The 17,137-nt window shown below is 55.1% G+C and carries 17 protein-coding genes and 1 pseudogene; 10 read left to right on the forward strand and 8 right to left on the reverse strand.

What is annotated here, in order from left to right; all coding sequences use genetic code 11:
* Positions 1-217 precede the first annotated feature (217 nt).
* Positions 218-1,201, forward strand: coding sequence for a hypothetical protein (locus ABJL60_RS07465; RefSeq protein ID WP_348373726.1), 984 nt, complete (start codon positions 218-220; stop codon positions 1,199-1,201).
* Between the two features lie 26 nt (positions 1,202-1,227).
* Here ABJL60_RS07465 and ABJL60_RS07470 read toward each other — a convergent pair whose 3' ends face one another.
* A complete protein-coding gene (locus tag ABJL60_RS07470; RefSeq protein WP_348373727.1) occupies positions 1,228-2,193 on the reverse strand; it encodes a DUF808 domain-containing protein in 966 nt (321 codons plus the stop codon).
* Positions 2,194-2,393: 200 nt separating this feature from the next.
* Between ABJL60_RS07470 and gap (ABJL60_RS07475) the strand changes: the two genes are divergently transcribed.
* The 3 genes from gap (ABJL60_RS07475) (at position 2,394) to ABJL60_RS07485 (ending at position 5,188) form a co-directional block, all read left to right on the forward strand.
* A complete protein-coding gene (gene gap, locus ABJL60_RS07475; RefSeq protein ID WP_108828080.1) occupies positions 2,394-3,395 on the forward strand; it encodes a type I glyceraldehyde-3-phosphate dehydrogenase in 1,002 nt (333 codons plus the stop codon).
* Positions 3,396-3,497: 102 nt separating this feature from the next.
* Positions 3,498-3,641 carry a hypothetical protein gene (locus ABJL60_RS07480; protein WP_348286821.1) on the forward strand — a complete coding sequence of 48 codons (144 nt, stop codon included), beginning with the start codon at positions 3,498-3,500 and terminating at the stop codon, positions 3,639-3,641.
* 110 nt (positions 3,642-3,751) lie between these two features.
* Positions 3,752-5,188, forward strand: a complete 1,437-nt coding sequence (locus ABJL60_RS07485; RefSeq protein ID WP_348373728.1) for an FAD-binding oxidoreductase — start codon at positions 3,752-3,754, stop codon at positions 5,186-5,188.
* A 20-nt stretch (positions 5,189-5,208) separates the two neighbouring features.
* On the opposite strand, the gene ABJL60_RS07490 is transcribed toward ABJL60_RS07485, so the two are convergent.
* Both ABJL60_RS07490 and ABJL60_RS07495 read right to left on the reverse strand, forming a co-directional pair.
* Positions 5,209-5,832: an isochorismatase family cysteine hydrolase gene (locus ABJL60_RS07490; protein ID WP_348373729.1), complete on the reverse strand. Its 624-nt coding sequence runs from the start codon at positions 5,830-5,832 to the stop codon at positions 5,209-5,211.
* An 11-nt stretch (positions 5,833-5,843) separates the two neighbouring features.
* Positions 5,844-6,281 (reverse strand): MarR family transcriptional regulator, encoded by a 438-nt coding sequence (locus ABJL60_RS07495; protein ID WP_348373730.1) that lies wholly within the window; start codon positions 6,279-6,281, stop codon positions 5,844-5,846.
* A gap of 213 nt (positions 6,282-6,494) precedes the next feature.
* Here ABJL60_RS07495 and gap (ABJL60_RS07500) point away from each other — a divergent pair, with 213 nt between their 5' ends.
* A complete protein-coding gene (gap, locus tag ABJL60_RS07500; protein ID WP_348373731.1) occupies positions 6,495-7,496 on the forward strand; it encodes a type I glyceraldehyde-3-phosphate dehydrogenase in 1,002 nt (333 codons plus the stop codon).
* 131 nt (positions 7,497-7,627) lie between these two features.
* Here the strand turns inward: gap (ABJL60_RS07500) and coaD are convergent, their stop codons facing one another.
* From coaD to ABJL60_RS07515, 3 genes are all read right to left on the reverse strand, one after another.
* Positions 7,628-8,119, reverse strand: a complete 492-nt coding sequence (gene coaD / locus ABJL60_RS07505) for a pantetheine-phosphate adenylyltransferase (protein ID WP_348373732.1) — start codon at positions 8,117-8,119, stop codon at positions 7,628-7,630.
* Between the two features lie 94 nt (positions 8,120-8,213).
* Positions 8,214-8,648 (reverse strand): CBS domain-containing protein, encoded by a 435-nt coding sequence (locus tag ABJL60_RS07510; RefSeq protein WP_348286833.1) that lies wholly within the window; start codon positions 8,646-8,648, stop codon positions 8,214-8,216.
* Between the two features lie 55 nt (positions 8,649-8,703).
* Complete coding sequence (locus ABJL60_RS07515; RefSeq protein WP_348373733.1) at positions 8,704-9,603, reverse strand: LysR family transcriptional regulator; 900 nt, start codon at positions 9,601-9,603, stop codon at positions 8,704-8,706.
* Positions 9,604-9,707: 104 nt separating this feature from the next.
* Between ABJL60_RS07515 and ABJL60_RS07520 the strand changes: the two genes are divergently transcribed.
* Positions 9,708-11,207, forward strand: a complete 1,500-nt coding sequence (locus ABJL60_RS07520) for a CoA-acylating methylmalonate-semialdehyde dehydrogenase (protein ID WP_348373734.1) — start codon at positions 9,708-9,710, stop codon at positions 11,205-11,207.
* A gap of 125 nt (positions 11,208-11,332) precedes the next feature.
* Here the strand turns inward: ABJL60_RS07520 and ABJL60_RS07525 are convergent, their stop codons facing one another.
* Both ABJL60_RS07525 and ABJL60_RS07530 read right to left on the reverse strand, forming a co-directional pair.
* Complete coding sequence (locus ABJL60_RS07525) at positions 11,333-12,703, reverse strand: metallophosphoesterase (protein WP_348373735.1); 1,371 nt, start codon at positions 12,701-12,703, stop codon at positions 11,333-11,335.
* An 8-nt stretch (positions 12,704-12,711) separates the two neighbouring features.
* Positions 12,712-13,566: a hypothetical protein gene (locus ABJL60_RS07530; protein WP_348286841.1), complete on the reverse strand. Its 855-nt coding sequence runs from the start codon at positions 13,564-13,566 to the stop codon at positions 12,712-12,714.
* Positions 13,567-13,687: 121 nt separating this feature from the next.
* On the opposite strand from ABJL60_RS07530, the gene ABJL60_RS07535 reads away from it, so the two are divergent.
* From ABJL60_RS07535 to mmsB, 4 genes and pseudogenes are all read left to right on the forward strand, one after another.
* On the forward strand, positions 13,688-14,830 hold the full coding sequence (locus ABJL60_RS07535) for an acyl-CoA dehydrogenase family protein (protein ID WP_108828069.1): 1,143 nt from the start codon (positions 13,688-13,690) through the stop codon (positions 14,828-14,830).
* Between the two features lie 72 nt (positions 14,831-14,902).
* On the forward strand, positions 14,903-15,208 hold the full coding sequence (locus ABJL60_RS07540; protein ID WP_348373736.1) for a hypothetical protein: 306 nt from the start codon (positions 14,903-14,905) through the stop codon (positions 15,206-15,208).
* Positions 15,201-16,166: pseudogene (locus ABJL60_RS07545) on the forward strand (enoyl-CoA hydratase/isomerase family protein); the annotation flags it as partial. The gene ABJL60_RS07540 and the pseudogene ABJL60_RS07545, both read left to right, overlap by 8 nt.
* Positions 16,167-16,190: 24 nt before the next feature.
* Positions 16,191-17,114 (forward strand): 3-hydroxyisobutyrate dehydrogenase, encoded by a 924-nt coding sequence (gene mmsB / locus ABJL60_RS07550; RefSeq protein ID WP_348373917.1) that lies wholly within the window; start codon positions 16,191-16,193, stop codon positions 17,112-17,114.
* Positions 17,115-17,137: the final 23 nt, after the last annotated feature.

Below are 17,137 nucleotides of genomic sequence, written 5' to 3' on the forward strand. Positions count from 1 at the left end.
GCCTGCCCCATTTAACAGAGGGTAAAATGATCTATGACGGGGCGGATTGGTGTCGAAACCATCCGCCCCGCTTGCGTGATATATCCCCATGCGTTGCCAATTGATCGGTATCCTTTGGATTTGGCGTTAGGTCCGGTTACAAGCCGCTTCCAATGTTGGAACAGGCCAAACACTTTCCGTGGTTGGCCTTTCGACAAAATGTCCTTAGTTTTCGGATATGGAAGAAAGTCGGCGGTTTAGCGTCTACCATGATCAAAACATTCTCAGCCATCTTCGCGAAGGTGAGCCGCACAGAGACGCCATCATGGTCATGTTGGATAGTCTTAAGTCGAAAGGTGGACACCTTGTTTATTCGCGGATTCATATTGAAGAGTGCCGTGCCTTCCATCAATCAGAGCAATTCATACAGGTTTTGAATGCCATCGGCGGCTTATACATCGTTCCGGAGGTCACTTTTAATCATCAATTGCTTTTAAGACCAAACGCTGCAGAAGGGCTGTTACGTGGTGAGGATGATTTTGCTGCCAAGAGCATTCAATTATCGAACGACAATTTACTGCTGTCTCAATATGCTTTTGGGTGGCTTGGTGCGCTTGACGCGTCGGACCTGAAAAATGACATGCAGAACGAAATTGACCTCTGGGTTGACGCGCTAAAGCGTGAACCTTTAGGACTGTTGGACACGCAGCCAATCCTGCAGCAGCTATCGGATAATTTGCAGTCAATCGATTTGAACAGGTTGCGCTATGAAGCCAAACAGGCGCAACTTGAAACCGACGCTGAATGGAACCAGCGCTACAGTGAGCTTGACGGCACACCGAATGCTGATTTGGTTGAGCGCGTATTGAGTTATATAGACAAAAAGAGCCAACACATCGTTAGCGATATGTTTCCAAAATCAAACTGGCAAGAAGGTGCGTATCAAGAAGCCGGTACACTCGCTGGGCTTTGCATTCTACTTTTCTCCCAAGGTGTCGGACGCAACCGAAAGGTGAAAAGTGGTAAACTGGAGAAACGCAAAAAGCACTTTCTGGCGCAATTTCGAGACTGTTGTCACATTGAAGAAGCGGCGAGATGTCATTTCTTCGTATCAGAGGACGCAGGCGCCATTAAACTTGCGCAGGCGGTCTATGCACATGCTGGTGTATCGACACAGGCTTGCTTGATTTCTTTACCAAAGGTTTCCGGCGCTGCTGACTGAATAGGTTCAGCACTGTAGTAACGCCCCTACCTGACAAACACTTTGCGCCACAGCGGCGTCACCACCTTTTCCCCCACAGGAATAAGCGCCAGCCCAAGTCCCAATCCCAACACCCCGTCCATGGCGGCTTTGGCGAACCATTCGGTGATGCCTTGCCAAGCCTGCGGCACTGCGTGGCCCACGGCATAGGCCAGATCGTGGATGGTGTGACCCAACCCGCCAAAGCCGAAGCCTTCCAGCCCGTGCACAATGATGGATCCCCCGACCCAAAGCATGGCCGCCGTGCCTATCACCGTCAGCGCATACAGCACCTTTGGCATCGCTTTGACGATACCGCGTCCCAAGGCCCGTGTGGCCCCAAGCCGAGCTCTGGCAGACATGGCCAGGCCCACGTCGTCCATTTTCACAATCAACGCCACGGCCCCGTAAACCGCGACAGTGATCATGACGGCCACAGCGGCCAGCGTTGCGGCTTCCATCCAGAAAGAGCTTTCGGGAATGGCGGCCAAAGCAATGGTCATGATTTCTGCAGACAGAATAAAATCGGTTTTGATCGCCCCTTGCGCCTTTTGTTCTTCCAGTTTGGCGGGGTCTTCGATCACCTCTTCTTTGTGGGCGTAGTCTTCGTGTCCGTGACTAAGGCCTATGGCATGGGCGATTTTTTCGGCGCCTTCAAAGCAAAGATACGCCCCGCCCAGCATCAACAAAGGATTGATCGCCCAAGGTGCAAATGCCGACAGCGCCAAACCAGCGGGCAGCAAAAAGACAAGCTTGTTGCGAATGGACCCTTTGGCGATGCGCCAGATGATCGGCAATTCGCGGCTGGCCTCAAAACCCTGAACATATTTCGGCGTCACCGCGGCGTCATCGATGACAGCGCCAGCCGCTTTGGTGCCTGCCTTGGCAGCTTGTGCAATGACATCATCAACAGAGGTTGCTGCCACTTTGGCAATGGCCGCCACATCATCAAACAATGCAATCAATCCGCTCATGTCGACCCTCTTAAATTGTGTTAGCGGTATAGATAGTTCACGCCGTCGTGAAAACAAAGTCGGCTGTTAGCGCCACCGTTAACCCTTTGGCAAGGTTTATCGCTAACAGACTGAAAAACCGCTTCTTTCCCCCTTTTCCGATGCTGTCCATGGGTCTAAGCAACCCCCAACGCATGGGGCGTAAACGAAGGAACCGGATTATGACAATCAAAGTAGGTATCAACGGATTTGGCCGCATCGGACGCTGCACCTTGTCCCATATCGCGCAATCATTGCGCAACGACATTGATGTCATCAAGGTAAACGCAACCGGACCTTTGGAAACAGCCGCCCACCTGATCAAATACGATTCCATCCACGGCCGCTTCCCCGGTGAAGTGACCGTCGGCAATGGCACATTGGATTTGGGTCGTGGCCCGATGCAGATGTTTTCCACCTACAACATGGATGAACTGGACTGGTCCGGTTGTGATGTCGTGCTGGAATGCACAGGCAATTTCAACGACGGCGAAAAAGCCAAGAAGCACATCGAACGTGGCGCAAAGCGCGTGTTGCTTTCGGCCCCCGGTAAAAACGTCGATAAAACCATCGTGTTTGGTGTAAACGACGACTTGCTGGCCGCCAATGACACCATGATTTCCAACGGGTCGTGCACCACCAACTGTCTCGCCCCCTTGGCGAAGGTTCTGGATGAAAGCATCGGCATCGAACGCGGCATCATGACCACCATCCACAGCTACACCGGCGACCAACCCACGCTGGACCGCCGCCACAACGATCTGTACCGCGCCCGCGCCGCCGCCATGGCGATGATCCCCACATCAACTGGCGCTGCAAAAGCTTTGGGCGAGGTGTTGCCAAACATGAAAGGCCGCCTTGATGGCACGGCCATGCGTGTGCCCACCCCAAATGTCTCTGCGGTGGATCTGACGTTTGAAGCAAAACGCGATGTCACTGTGGCCGAAGTCAACGCCGCCGTCGCAAAAGCGGCCGCTGGCCCCATGGGCCGCGTATTGGCCTATGATGATGAACAAAAAGTCTCAATCGACTTCAATCACACCGAACATTCCAGCATCTTTGCCCCCGACCAAACCAAAGTCGTTGGCGGTCGCACAGTACGTGTGCTGGCGTGGTACGACAATGAATGGGCATTTTCCGTGCGTATGGCCGATGTGGCTGTTGCGATGGGCCGTTTGGACTAACCCGCACGTCTTACACCGAAGGGGTCACCTTGCCCCCAAAGGGTTGCGACAATTGGGCGAGGCTGTCATATCAGTCTTGCCCATTTTCATTTGCAGGCTCTTATGACCAACTCAATCGCCATATTTCTCGGCCTGTTTTTGATCACAATCATCACTGTGGACATCATGGTCTACGGGTCCGATCATGTGATTTTCCTTGGCAAAAAGATGTTCGAGCTGATCGAATGGATCGCGTTCTGGCGGTAAAAGCACTTCGTTGGTCCTTGCCTGCCGATCGGATTCACAAAGATTGAATTGCCAAAGCAGCCGTCCCGCGAAACAGTGATGCGATCACAGGAGCTTAGGAGGCCCCGCCGATGCGCAAAGCCCAATTCAGCGAACCGGCCCCCAAAACACTGGAAGCAATCAAACGCGTCCTCGGCCCTGCCGGATGGAAAGCCCCGCAAGACGCATCACGCTATTTCGAAGACCCGCGTGGCCGTTTTCGCGGACAGGCCAGCCTGATTGCCCTTCCTGCATCCACCACACAAGTTGCAGAAATCGTGCGCCTGTGCGCTGCAAACAGCATCGGCATTGTCCCCTACAGCGGCGGCACCGGTGTTGTGGCCGGGCAGCTTTCCATTGACAGTGACAACGCCATCGTCGTGTCGCTGGAACGGATGAACAAGGTGCGACACCTTAGTGTAGATGACAGCGTGATCGTTGTGGAAGCAGGCTGCATTTTGGAAAACGTACACGCTGCAGCCCAAGATCACGACATGATGTTTCCCTTGAACATGGCGTCGAAGGGAAGCTGCTGCATCGGCGGTAATCTGGCAACCAATGCAGGCGGTATTCAGGTTTTGCGATACGGCAACGCGCGGGATCTATGCCTTGGGGTCGAAGCCGTTTTGCCCGATGGCACGGTTCTGGATGAACTTAGCCCACTGCATAAGAACAACACCGGATATGACCTGCGTCACCTGTTGATCGGCAGCGAAGGGACGCTGGGCATCATCACTGCGGCGACCCTGAAGCTGAAACCGCAAGATCCCGAAACAAGCACCGCATGTCTTGCCATCGGATCACCTGCAAACGGGCTGGCTGTGTTCCAAGAGATGAAGCGGCATCTTGGCGACAGTATCAGCGCAGTCGAGTTGATGCGCGGGCTTGGCCTGACGCTGGTGGTTTCCAAGTTTCCGGGCTTGCGCCCCCCTTTTGCGCAAACGCCCGATTGGGCCATTTTGTTGGAAGCCTCTGGGGCTTTGGGCCTTGGTGACCGGATGCATGCAGCGCTTGGGGCATGTTTTGACAAGCACCTTCTAACTGATGCAGTCGTGGCGCAGTCCCAATCCCAACGGGACAGCCTTTGGGCTTTGCGCGAAAACACTCCGGCCGCAAACCGCATGGCAGGCGCATTTTGCAACAGCGACACATCTGTACCGCTCAGCCATATCGATGACTTTGTTAAGGATACACTTCAGGCGATCTTTGACATCCACCCAGACGTTCAAATCAACAGCTACGGCCATTTGGGCGACGGCAATATACATCACAACGTCCTTCCCCCCACCGGTGTCAGCAAGACTGAGTTCGTGTCCGCAAACCCCGGCATTATCGACGCTGTTCGATTGGCAATCAATGACGTGACACAAAAACACAACGGATCAATCAGCGCCGAACACGGGATCGGGCGCTTAAAAACAAACGATCTGGAAACCTATGCCAGCGCCGCGCGATACGACACGTTGAAACGCATCAAAGCAGCACTTGACCCCAAATCCATCATGAATCCCGGCGCTTTGATCCGATGACACCGCGTCACTATGAGTGATCAGTCCAACACCACCTGCTGATCCGCAAGCTGTAAAAGCGTCTTTTCCGCCAGTTTTGCATCAGCTGACAACACACCGTCGCGAACAACGACAACCTCGTATCCACGGTGCCGTGCCGCAAAAGCCGTTTTGGCCACGCAATAGTTTAAGTCCAGCCCGACGATGCGCAAGTGGCCCACGTCCAATCGTGCAAGGATCTTGTCCAACTCATTGGTTTCAAACGCGTCTTGAACACGTTTGACCAAGGTGATATCGGCAAGATCCGCGAAAGATGCCGCTATTTCTGCGCCCTGCGTTCCCGCGATGGCTTGGCCTTTCATCAACAGTTTTGCCACAACTTTGGTTGCAGGAATGGACCATTCTTGCCGGACTGCAATGACAGCCTGCCCCTTTGATCTGGCTGTGTCTATTTCGGCCAAAATCCTTATACGGGCGGTTTCCTTTGCTGTTTCATCAAAGACGCCCGAGGTCCAAAAGACCCCTTGCAGATCAATCAGCACCAGTGCTTGTTTCGCGCGCCCCGAAATGGGGGCGCCGGTGCTGACGGCCCCTATTTTCCGGATGCCATCGATAATCCATAGAACGGCACCCAAAATGACCAGGCAAGGCAAAATCCAAAACATAAGAGCTTCCTTCAAATCCCTGATTTCAAACGATCAATTAATGTGTTTATCAAGCCAAGGGCGATTTTGACGTCTGCGCTGTTCAGGTCGTGGCCCAATGACGCGACAAGCCGTTTTTCACGGTGCACCACGTCTTGGATCAACACCCGCCCTTTGTCTGTTAAAGCGATGATCGTTGATCGTTTGTGGCGCGGGTTCTCGCGTTTGCGTGTCAAACCATCCGCAAGGGTTTCATTGACCATAACCTGAACATACTGCCTTTTTATCTCAAGCTTTTGGGCAATGTCCGGCACCGTTGCCGCATCCTGCGCAAGTAGGATTTCAAGGACGGCCCGCGTTCTGACTGTCAGTCCGGTATCTTCCAGACCCTGTTCGACAACGGTTTCCGCCGCCTGCATCAACGGGCGCGACATCCATATAAGTTGATAAAGATCATCTTGGTTCATCATGACAGTTTACATGTCATAATGACAGTAAACATGTCAAATGATTCATTGAAACCGCGATCTGGAAATACGGCAAAGCCACGGACCTAGGCAGTGCGTCAGTACATCTCGGGCCTTGTATTTGGATTGTGGGCTTTTTGTGTGGGTACAAAACTCTCTTTGACCACCCCCCTGACCTTGTGTGACATGCCCCCAACACTTGACCGGAGGCATGTCATGACGATCACATTGGGCATCAACGGATTTGGACGTATCGGCCGCAGCATCTTGCGGGCGATACTGGAAAGCGGACGCGATGATATGCGGGTCGTGGCTATCAATGATCTGGCTGATCTTGAAAACATGGCACATCTGCTTGAATTCGATTCCGTTCATGGCCGCCTGCGCCGCCCTATCACAACGGGTGACGGGGTGTTGGATGTGGGGACAGGCCCAATTCGTGTCACACACGTGGCGTCGCCAGATGCGTTGCCTTGGCAAGATGTTGACATCGCTTTGGAATGTACTGGCCATTTTCGCACCGCCGCTTTGGCAGGGCTGCACTTGAAGAACGGCGCGGGCAAGGTGCTAGTATCGGCACCCGCCAAGATCAATGACATCAAAACTGTTGTCATGGGCGTGAATGACGCTGCGATCACGGCAGATGACACCATTATCTCCAACGGGTCTTGCACAACCAATTGCCTGGCACCCGTGGCCCATCTTTTGCACGAAGCCTACGGCATTGTGCGTGGCACCATGACCACCGTGCACTGCTACACCGGTGTGCAGCCTGTGCATGACGCCTATGGCAAAACGCTGAACCGTGCGCGCGCGGCAAGCTTGTCGATGATCCCCACCACCACCGGTGCGGCCGAAGCCGTGGAAGCGGTTCTGCCCCACTTGAAAGGTCGCCTGTTTGGCACATCCATCCGTGTGCCTGTGCCCAATGTGTCCTGCATCGACCTGACGGTTGAAGTGCAACGCGAAACATCCACCTGCGCCGTCAACGCATTGTTTAGCCAAGCCGCACATGGTCCTATGGCGCGGATTATGGCCGTCACATCTACACCGATGGTATCTGTTGATCTGAACCACGACCCGATGAGCGCGACGGTGGCGCTGGATCAAACCCACGTACAGGACAAAACCATGATCCGCGTGCTGGCGTGGTACGACAATGAATGGGGTTTTTCCAACCGCATGATCGATATGGCGGAGCGTCTGGCTTTGTCCTAATCGAACGGGGGGGTCTAGGGAGAAATTTGAGCTTAGGGGCGCTGCCCCCGGCCTTCGGCCTCCCCCGGGATATTTTTGGCGAAAAGAAGTCAAAGCGTCCCGGCCCCGTTAACGGGGCTTTGTCCCGGCTTTTATCCCAAACGCTTTGTCAGCTCTTGATTCACCAAAGGCGGGACAAACTTTGTCACATCCCCGCCAAGCCGCGCGATTTCTTTGACCAACTTTGACGCGATGGCTTGATGTTTGGCTTCGGCCATCAAAAACACAGTCTCGATGCTGTCGTCTAGAACGCGGTTCATGCCAACCATTTGATATTCGTACTCAAAATCGGCCACTGCGCGCAGACCGCGTATGATCATTTGTGCGCCCACGTCGCGGGCACAATCAATCAACAGGTTCTCAAACGGGTGGGCCACAATCTGGGTGCCGGTTTGTTCGGACAGTTTGGCGCATTCCGCTTCGATCATCGCCACACGCTCTTCCAGACCAAACAGCGGACCCTTGTCGCGATTGATCGCAACACCAATCACCAGCTTGTCCACAAGCGCACTGGCCCGCCGGATGATGTCGATATGACCCAAAGTGATGGGATCAAAGGTTCCCGGATATAGTCCAACGCGCATAAGGATGCTCCGTTTCAGCAATAGTGTTGCGTGCAAGAAACAGGGTCGCGCCGGGGAATGCAAGCAGGTGTTAACGCAAACTTGGCAATTGGGATCAGTGCCCCATAATCATTCCCTGCAGCGCGTCCTTTTCCATGGCCAATTCTGTCAGCCGCGCTTTGACCACATCGCCGATTGTGATCAGACCAACCAACGCGCCATCTTCGACCACTGGCATGTGGCGAAACCGCCCTTCGGTCATCATTTCAAGCACCTTGTCCGCACTTTCATTGCGCCCGCAGGTGATCAGCTTTGTGGTCATATAGCTGTCAACTTTGTCGCTCAGGCAAGAGGCCCCCCGCTTGCCGATCTCGCGTACAATGTCGCGCTCGGACAAAATGCCCGCCATGCTTTGCCCGTCCTTGGACACCACAACCGTCCCGATGCGCCGCTCTGCCAGTACTTTTGCGGCATCGGCCACAAGTGTGCCGGGCGCCACGGTCACCACCGCGTCGTCGGATTTGGATTTGAGAATCTGCTGTACCAGCATGAGACGGCCTCCTGTCATTTGTAATGTAGAAGTCCAGCGTCGGCGCAAAGCCTTCTCAAGTCAAGGTTGCTTCCAGATGCGCCACCTCTTGGCGCAACCCAGCGCTTAGATCATCAGCCAGTTGTGTCAGTTTTGTATTCTTTCGGTCTGCTTCGTGGCGGATCATATAAAACGCGCGTGTCAGGCTGATTTTGTCGGTGAGGATACGCACCAAATTAGGGGCCGCTGGCAGGGCAAAATCATGCACCACGCCAACCCCGCCACCATGGCGCAGCAGGTTCAGTTGCACAGACACAGAATTGGACGCCAAGGGCACCCGCGCCACACCAATGTGGGCCAGATAGTCCAGTTCGCGGTCAAATATCATGTCGGGGATGTACCCCACAATCTTATGAGATTTCAGATCTTGAGGCATCCGGATCGTGGCACTTGCCTGCAAATAGTCCTCGGCAGCCGCCAGATGCAGTTTGTAGTCTGTGATCTTTTGCACAGTCAGGCGCCCCGCTGTTGGCGCACTGACCCCAATCGCCAAATCCGCTTCACGCCGCGACAGATTGAAAACACGCGGCAATGCAACAATCTGAATATCAAGATCCGGATGACGCGCACTGAGCCGCGCACAGACTTGCGGTAAAACATAGTTCGCACAACCATCCGGCGCACCGATACGGATTTGGCCCGTCAGACTTTCACTGGCGGTTGGAAAACTGGCCGTTGCCGCGCGCATCGCGGTCTCAGCAGCTTCAGCACGGGCCAAAAGCTGCGTTCCTGCCTCCGTCAGCGCATATCCCTGCGGCGACTTTACAAACAACGCCGTGCCGGTAGTGTCTTCCAGGCGTGTCATCCGCCGCCCCAAAGTTGCAGGATCAAGCCGCAGTATTTTGCCCGCCGCCGACAGCCCCCCTTCGCGTGCAACACTTAAAAATAAACGGACATCGTCCCAATTGGCGTGCATCCCAACGTCCTGACATTTTTGCAAAGCGATTTTGCCATCTTTCCTCTGTTGCTGGCGTTTTTGCAAGACTAGGATGCGCCCAAACACACCTTAGGGAGAATTCCATGCAAGAGCTGACCCACTACATCAACGGCGCCCACGTCAAAGGCACGTCAGGCCGCTTTGCCGACGTCATGAACCCCGCCACAGGCGAAGTGCAGGCAAAATGTCCGCTGGCATCTTCGGCTGAAATGGACGAGGCCGTGAAACATGCGCAGGCAGCACAGCCTGCTTGGGCAGCAACCAACCCACAACGTCGTGCCCGCGTCATGATGAAGTTTGTGGGCTTGCTCAATGACAACATGGACAAACTGGCCGAGGCCTTGTCGCGCGAACACGGCAAAACCCTGCCGGACGCCGCAGGCGACGTGCAACGCGGTTTGGAAGTGGTCGAATATTGCATCGGCGCACCTGAGTTGCTGAAAGGCGACTACACGGATTCAGCAGGCCCCGGCATTGATATGTATTCCATGCGCCAGGCGCTTGGCGTCACGGCCGGCATCACGCCGTTCAACTTCCCGGCCATGATCCCGATGTGGATGTTTGCCCCTGCGATTGCCTGTGGCAACGCGTTTATCCTGAAGCCATCCGAACGTGATCCATCCGTGCCTTTGATGTTGGCCGAACTGATGGAGGAAGCGGGTCTGCCCAAAGGCATCCTGCAAGTGGTGAACGGCGACAAGGAAGCGGTTGACGCGATCCTGCACCACGATGTGATCCAGTCCGTTGGCTTTGTGGGCTCCACCCCGATTGCGGAATATATCTACGCAACGGGCTGCGCCAACGGCAAGCGCGTACAGTGCTTTGGTGGTGCCAAGAACCACATGATCATCATGCCGGATGCCGACATGGATCAGGCCGCTGACGCGTTGATTGGTGCGGGCTACGGTGCCGCGGGCGAACGCTGCATGGCGATTTCCGTAGCGGTTCCTGTGGGCGATGAAACGGCAGATCGCTTGATCGAAAAGCTGGTACCGCGCATCGAAAGCCTCAAGGTCGGCCCATACACATCCGGCAACGACGTGGACTACGGCCCGGTTGTCACGGCAGCGGCCAAAGCCAACATCGAACGCCTTGTGCAAACGGGCGTGGATCAAGGCGCCGAACTGGTGGTCGACGGTCGCGACTTCAAATTGCAGGGTTACGAGGATGGCTTCTTTGTGGGGCCGCATTTGTTCGACAAAGCCACCAAAGACATGGACATCTACAAGCACGAAATCTTCGGGCCTGTGCTGACATGTGTGCGTGCACAAAGCTACGAAGAAGCCATCGGCTTGGCGATGGACCACGAATACGGCAACGGCACGGCGATCTTCACACGCGACGGCGATGCGGCGCGTGATTTTGCGAACCGGATCAATGTGGGCATGGTCGGCATCAACGTGCCAATCCCTGTGCCGCTGGCGTATCACACCTTTGGCGGTTGGAAAAAATCCGTCTTTGGTGATTTGAACCAGCACGGACCGGATGCGTTCAAATTCTACACACGCACCAAGACTGTGACAGCGCGTTGGCCATCGGGAATCAAAGAAGGCGGAGAGTTCTCTATCCCTGTTATGGAATAACCCCCGTTATGGAACCCCTCCCCGCCCCCGTTTCTTTTCGCTAAAAATATCCCGGGGGTGTGGGGGCTGGCCCCCACCTTTTACAAATAGAAACCGCCGCTCGTTCATCCGGGCGGCGGTTTTTTCTATTGCGCGACGCTGGTGCTGTGCATCTTCTGGCCCGCTGCATCATGAAATGACACATCCCACACACCACCGCCCGGCGTGATCAACCCGTAGCTGAAATGATAGGACCAGAAAAAATCATTGGTATTGGCCCCAAGGCGTCCCAAAGCCCGCTTTGCGTTGCTGTGCAGCACACCACCTGTGCCCAATTCAGGATCGCGTTTGGTGCCGGAGTTACCGAAGACAAATTGCGATGGTCGACCATCTGAAAAGCTAAGCTGTTGCGCCAGATGGATATGGCCTGCCATGGTCAGTTTGATTTGGGATGGCAGCGCCTTTTGTACAGATTGCGCCAATGCCACTTGCAACGTCTGATCTGTGGGTGAGGCTTTGGGCGCAGCCTCTGACCCGTAGCTGGCAATCGCCCAAAACGGCCGGTGCGTCACCAACCATGAGGGCACAGCGGCCTGCTCTGCAATCAGTTCAATGCTCGAAAACTCAACTTTGTACTGATCCACAGCCCCTTGATCGGGGCGCGATCCGTAGTCATTGTCGATGCGGGCGGTGTCCATCACGATCACCTGGAAACTGTCAAATGGGACAGGGTACGGCAATGTGTAACTCCAATCGTTGCCGCCGCCATCCAAAGGGGCTCCGTTTTTGCCGGGGCAGGATGCGGGCCAACTGGTGGTTTCGATCGGATTGGGATCAAGCAGATAGAACCAGCCTTTCCAAGCCCGCGTACAGTCCTCGTGGTTGCCACGCACAGGGATCAAGGGGGCTGTCTGGAACACAGTGGCTGAGGGGTCAAAGAAATCCGCCTTCCAGCTGGCCCATGAATATCCGATGTTGGACTGGTGGCAGCCTTCATCGCATGTGCCTGTTTCACGGTAGTGCATATCGCCTACATGAATGAACAAATCGGGGGCATCCTGCGCCGCGCGATCAGCCACCGCCTCATAGTCCCATGCCTTGCCCTGCCCGTCGCCAGTGCAATTTTGCACAATGCCATAAGCCACGCGGCACCCCGTATCGCCTAGAACAGCAATCTTTTGCGGATCCGTTGACGGGGTCGGCAAACGCAAGGCGGGGGGCACAAACATCCCCACCATCGTGCTGTCTACAGGAGCCACGCAAACGCGGACCCCTTCAAAGCCCAAAGGCGCAAAGCCGCTGCGCAACGTCATGGGTGTTTTGGTGTTGCCATGCCGGATATCGGGGCATTTTGTGCCCGCAGGATTGGCGGGATCGGTGTCGATGACCACCCGTGCCTGCGCGGTACCGTCGCCGGTGTATTGCACCCACCCTGCGTAGATATTGCCCTTGAATTCCGCGCTGGCTTGGGTGGCCATCAGGCCGAATGCTGTTAATGTAAGTGTCAGTTTTTTCATAATGCCCCCTAACGTAACATGTTCTGAATAAAGCGAACAATTGGATCGATGACATCGCTGTCGCGCCAATAAGCGTTGTGCGATAGCGGGTTCCAGGCGCTGAATGTGCTGCCTGCGTTGATCGAAACATCACGCAATTTCTTGGCCTTGCTCAGATCCCCGTAGGCCGGTGACGTGTCCGCCATCGGATAGCCCAGAATGTCTTGCTTGTCGTAGAAATTGTACCACCACGTTTTGAAGCGTTTGGCATCCGGCAGCGCAGTGCCCGGAAAATCAATTGGTGTGACGTCTTCTTCGGGATAAGAGAACACAAACACCGGAATGTTGCAGCCAAAGGTGATCAAGCCGGACACCGTCGTCATGTTTTGCAAGGCAGAGCCGTGCATCCCCTGCCCGTCATTGCGCCGCATATGCGCTTGCTGGTCGTAGATATAGTTGGACATGATATGCCCACCCAACGAATGGGCCAGAATAACGATCTGGCCGTCGGGGCCTATGTCGGCTTCCATGTCACGGATCGTGTCTTCGACCCGTTGATGGATGTCCTGATAGGTGCGGTCCAACCCGTCTGGCGTCAATTGGTAGCTGGCCGCATCGGACAGGTTGCTCATGACAAATTTGCGAACAGTGTCCCAGCCTGTTTTGCGTTTGATCTTTTTCAAATACGCATCTTGCCGCCCTTGCAACACATCGGACCAAAACACCTCTCGCCATGCCACATCCGCCGTTTGGGGGCCGAGCCCTTTCATCACGCGTTTGTGCATTTCTCTGGAAAAGGTTATTTCGCCTGACGTATCGGGCCGCTTGTCCCCCTGACTGCCAATGCCATGTACGACAACCACGCCAATCTTTTTATCTGGCATACGTTTGCTCCCAAAATCATTAATCAATGCCGAAAGCTTAACCGCCTTGCCTTTCTCCTTGCAACATTTGTGAAAACCTTAGAATTTAACACATGTTCAATTCGAACCAGGGAGCCGCCGCATGGATTTCGCACTGACAGAAGAACAAACAGCTATTTTCGACATGGCCTACGCCTTTGGCCAAGACGCCATTGCGCCCAATGCACGCCAATGGGAAGCGGATGAAACCATCCCCAAAACCCTGTGGCCACAGCTGGGTGAATTGGGGTTTGCGGGGCTATATGTCTCCGAGGAAGGTGGCGGTTCTGGTCTGTCGCGCCTGGATGCCACATTGGTGTTTGAGGCCCTGTCGATGGCCTGCCCGTCTGTTGCGGCCTTTTTGTCGATCCACAACATGTGCGCCAAAATGCTCGACACTTTTGCGTCCGACGACATGAAAGCACGGGTGATGCCGGATGTGCTGACCATGAACACTGTCCTAAGCTATTGCTTGACCGAACCCGGATCGGGGTCGGATGCCGCAGCCTTAAAAACCCGCGCAACACGCACCAACGAAGGGTACACCGTCAACGGCACCAAGGCCTTTATTTCGGGTGGCGGCTATTCGGATGCCTATGTTTGCATGGTGCGCACCGGTGACGACGGACCATCCGGCGTGTCCACATTGTACGTTGAAGATGGCGCCGAGGGGCTGTCGTTTGGTGCACTGGAAGACAAGATGGGCTGGCGATCCCAACCCACAGCGCAAGTGCAGTTTGACGATTGCAAAGTGGCGTCTGAAAACCTTGTGGGTGAAGAAGGCAACGGCTTTAAATACGCCATGATGGGTCTGGACGGCGGCCGCCTGAACATCGCCGCCTGTTCCTTGGGGGCTGCACAGACCGCGCTGAACGCCACGATGGACTACATGGGCGAACGCAAAGCCTTTGGCAAATCCATCGACCAGTTCCAAGGGCTGCAATGGCGCCTTGCTGACATGGAAATCGAACTGAGCGCCGCCCGCGTGTTGCTGCGGCAAGCGGCATGGAAGCTGGATCAAGGCGCACCGGATGCTACGAAATACTGCGCGATGGCAAAGAAATTCGTGACCGAAGCCGGATCGAAGATCGTCGACCAATGTCTGCAATTGCACGGCGGCTACGGATACCTCGCGGACTACGGTATCGAGAAACTTGTCCGCGATTTGCGTGTGCACCAGATCTTGGAAGGCACAAACGAGATCATGCGCGTGATCGTGGCGCGTGAGATGTTGAAGAATAGATAAATGGTCAACCCCTTCAACCTTATCCGTATAGTCTTTCGAAGACACGAATTGAGTAGCGTTGAAAAGGCGATAATGTTGCCTTCTTTTGCTATTTTTACCTTTCTGTTTCTCTGGATCCCATGGTTCTGTGCGACACTTATCGCCTTCGTCAGCTTGCAGGCTGTGTTGAGTTGGTTGGCCGCTTTGGGTCCAGACGCGATGACGGAGGTGATGCACTACGGGATGTCTGTGCTCAACTTCTGTGTTGTGGTGGCATGGGTTTGGTGGGCGATTGTCTGGATTAGGCTGTGTGGGCAATTGCGCGTTGGACGCACAGATCGAGCGATTCAAAAGAAATCCTGGCTTGAAGGCCACATGAAAGAGCTGACACATGACTGACATCTCAATCCGCATCACAGGCCGCGCGGGGCGTATTACGTTGCAACGCCCGGATGCGCTCAATGCCATGACCTATGACATGTGCTTGGCCATTGAAGCAGCCTTAGACGACTGGCGTGATGATCCGGCGGTGGCGCTTGTGGTCATCGACGCGATGGGTGAGCGCGCGTTTTGTTCGGGCGGAGATATTGCGGATTTATATGCCACGGGCCGTGCGGGTGATTTTGCCTATGGCCAAAAGTTCTGGGCCGATGAATACCGCCTGAACAACAAGATTTTTGAGTATCCCAAACCCGTCATCAGCTTCCTGCAAGGTTTTACCATGGGGGGCGGCGTTGGCATTGGCTGTCATGGGTCACACCGCATCGTGGGCGACACCTCCCAGATCGCAATGCCCGAAGTTGGCATCGGTTTGGTGCCGGATGTGGGGGGATCATTGATGCTGGCCTTGGCCCCCGGACGATTGGGCGAATATCTGGGCTGTACGGCGGCGCGCATGAATGCGGCGGATGCGATTTTTGCAGGGTTTGCAGATATTTACCTACCCGAAGCGGCCTGGGACAGCACCATCAAAACGCTTGAACTGACAGGTGATGTGGACCACATCAAAGCGCAAGACGTACCGGCCTCTGGCCCGATCGAGAACAATCAGGACGCGATCAACCGCCACTTTCACGGCGCCTCACTTGGGGATATCTGGATCACCTTGGAAAGTGACACCAGCGATTTTGCCCAAGCCACCCTGAAACAGATGAAGCGCAACAGCCCGCTGTCCATGGCCTGCGGTATCGAAATTCTGTCGCGTTTGCGTGGCCCCTCTTTGACAATGGGCAAAGCGCTGGATCTTGAATACCGCTTTACGGCCCGCGCCATGGAACACGGCGACTTTCTGGAAGGCATACGTGCGGCGATTATCGACAAGGATCGCCAACCCAAATGGCAATTCGCAGACGGCGTTGTGCCGCCGATGGCCGTGTCCAAAATGTTGCAACCCTTAGGAGCACAGGCCCTGAAACTGAAAGAGGAAAAGCAAATGAAAATCGGATTTATCGGACTTGGCAACATGGGTGCACCTATGGCGACCAACCTGGCAAGCGCTGGCTTTGAAGTTGCCGGATTCGATCCCGCAGGCACCTCTGCGCCCGGTGTCGGCGTTGCAAGCACAGCGGCGCAAGCCGCGTCGGACGCTGATGTGGTGATCACCATGCTGCCAAACGGCGCGATCTTGCGCAGTGTTGCGGATGAACTGGTGCCAGCCATGAAATCCGGTGCTGTTTTGCTGGATTGCTCGACTGTGGATGTGGACAGTGCCCGCACCGTGGCCAAACAGGCGCAGGACGCGGGCTTGATGGCTGTGGACGCGCCGGTGTCTGGTGGCATCGGCGGCGCGTCTGGCGGCACGTTGACGTTTATGGCGGGCGGCACTGAAGCGGGCTTTTTGAAGGTCACACCGCTGTTTGACATCATGGGCCAGAAGGCCGTGCATTGCGGCGAAGCTGGCGCAGGGCAAGCCGCCAAAATTTGCAACAACATGATTTTGGGGGCGACGATGATCGCCACCTGTGAAGCTTTTGCACTGGCGGACAAGCTGGGGCTGGAACGGCAAAAGATGTTTGATGTTGTGTCGACGTCTTCGGGGTATTCATGGTCTATGAACGCCTATTGCCCTGCCCCTGGTGTTGGCCCACAAAGCCCGTCTGACAATGGCTACACCCCCGGATTTGCTGCCGAATTGATGTTGAAGGACCTCGGATTAAGCCAACAGGCTGCCGAAGCTGCGGATGCAGACACGCCTATGGGCGCATTGGCTTTGGCGCTGTACAAGCGGTTCGTCGAAGAGGAAGACGGCATGGGGCGCGATTTCAGTGCGATGTTGCCACGGTTTGAAGGACGCGGTCGCGACTAACCTATTTGGTGCGGGCCGCGGTG

The sequence above is a fragment of the Ascidiaceihabitans sp. genome, from assembly GCF_039986515.1.
Taxonomy (GTDB): domain Bacteria; phylum Pseudomonadota; class Alphaproteobacteria; order Rhodobacterales; family Rhodobacteraceae; genus Ascidiaceihabitans.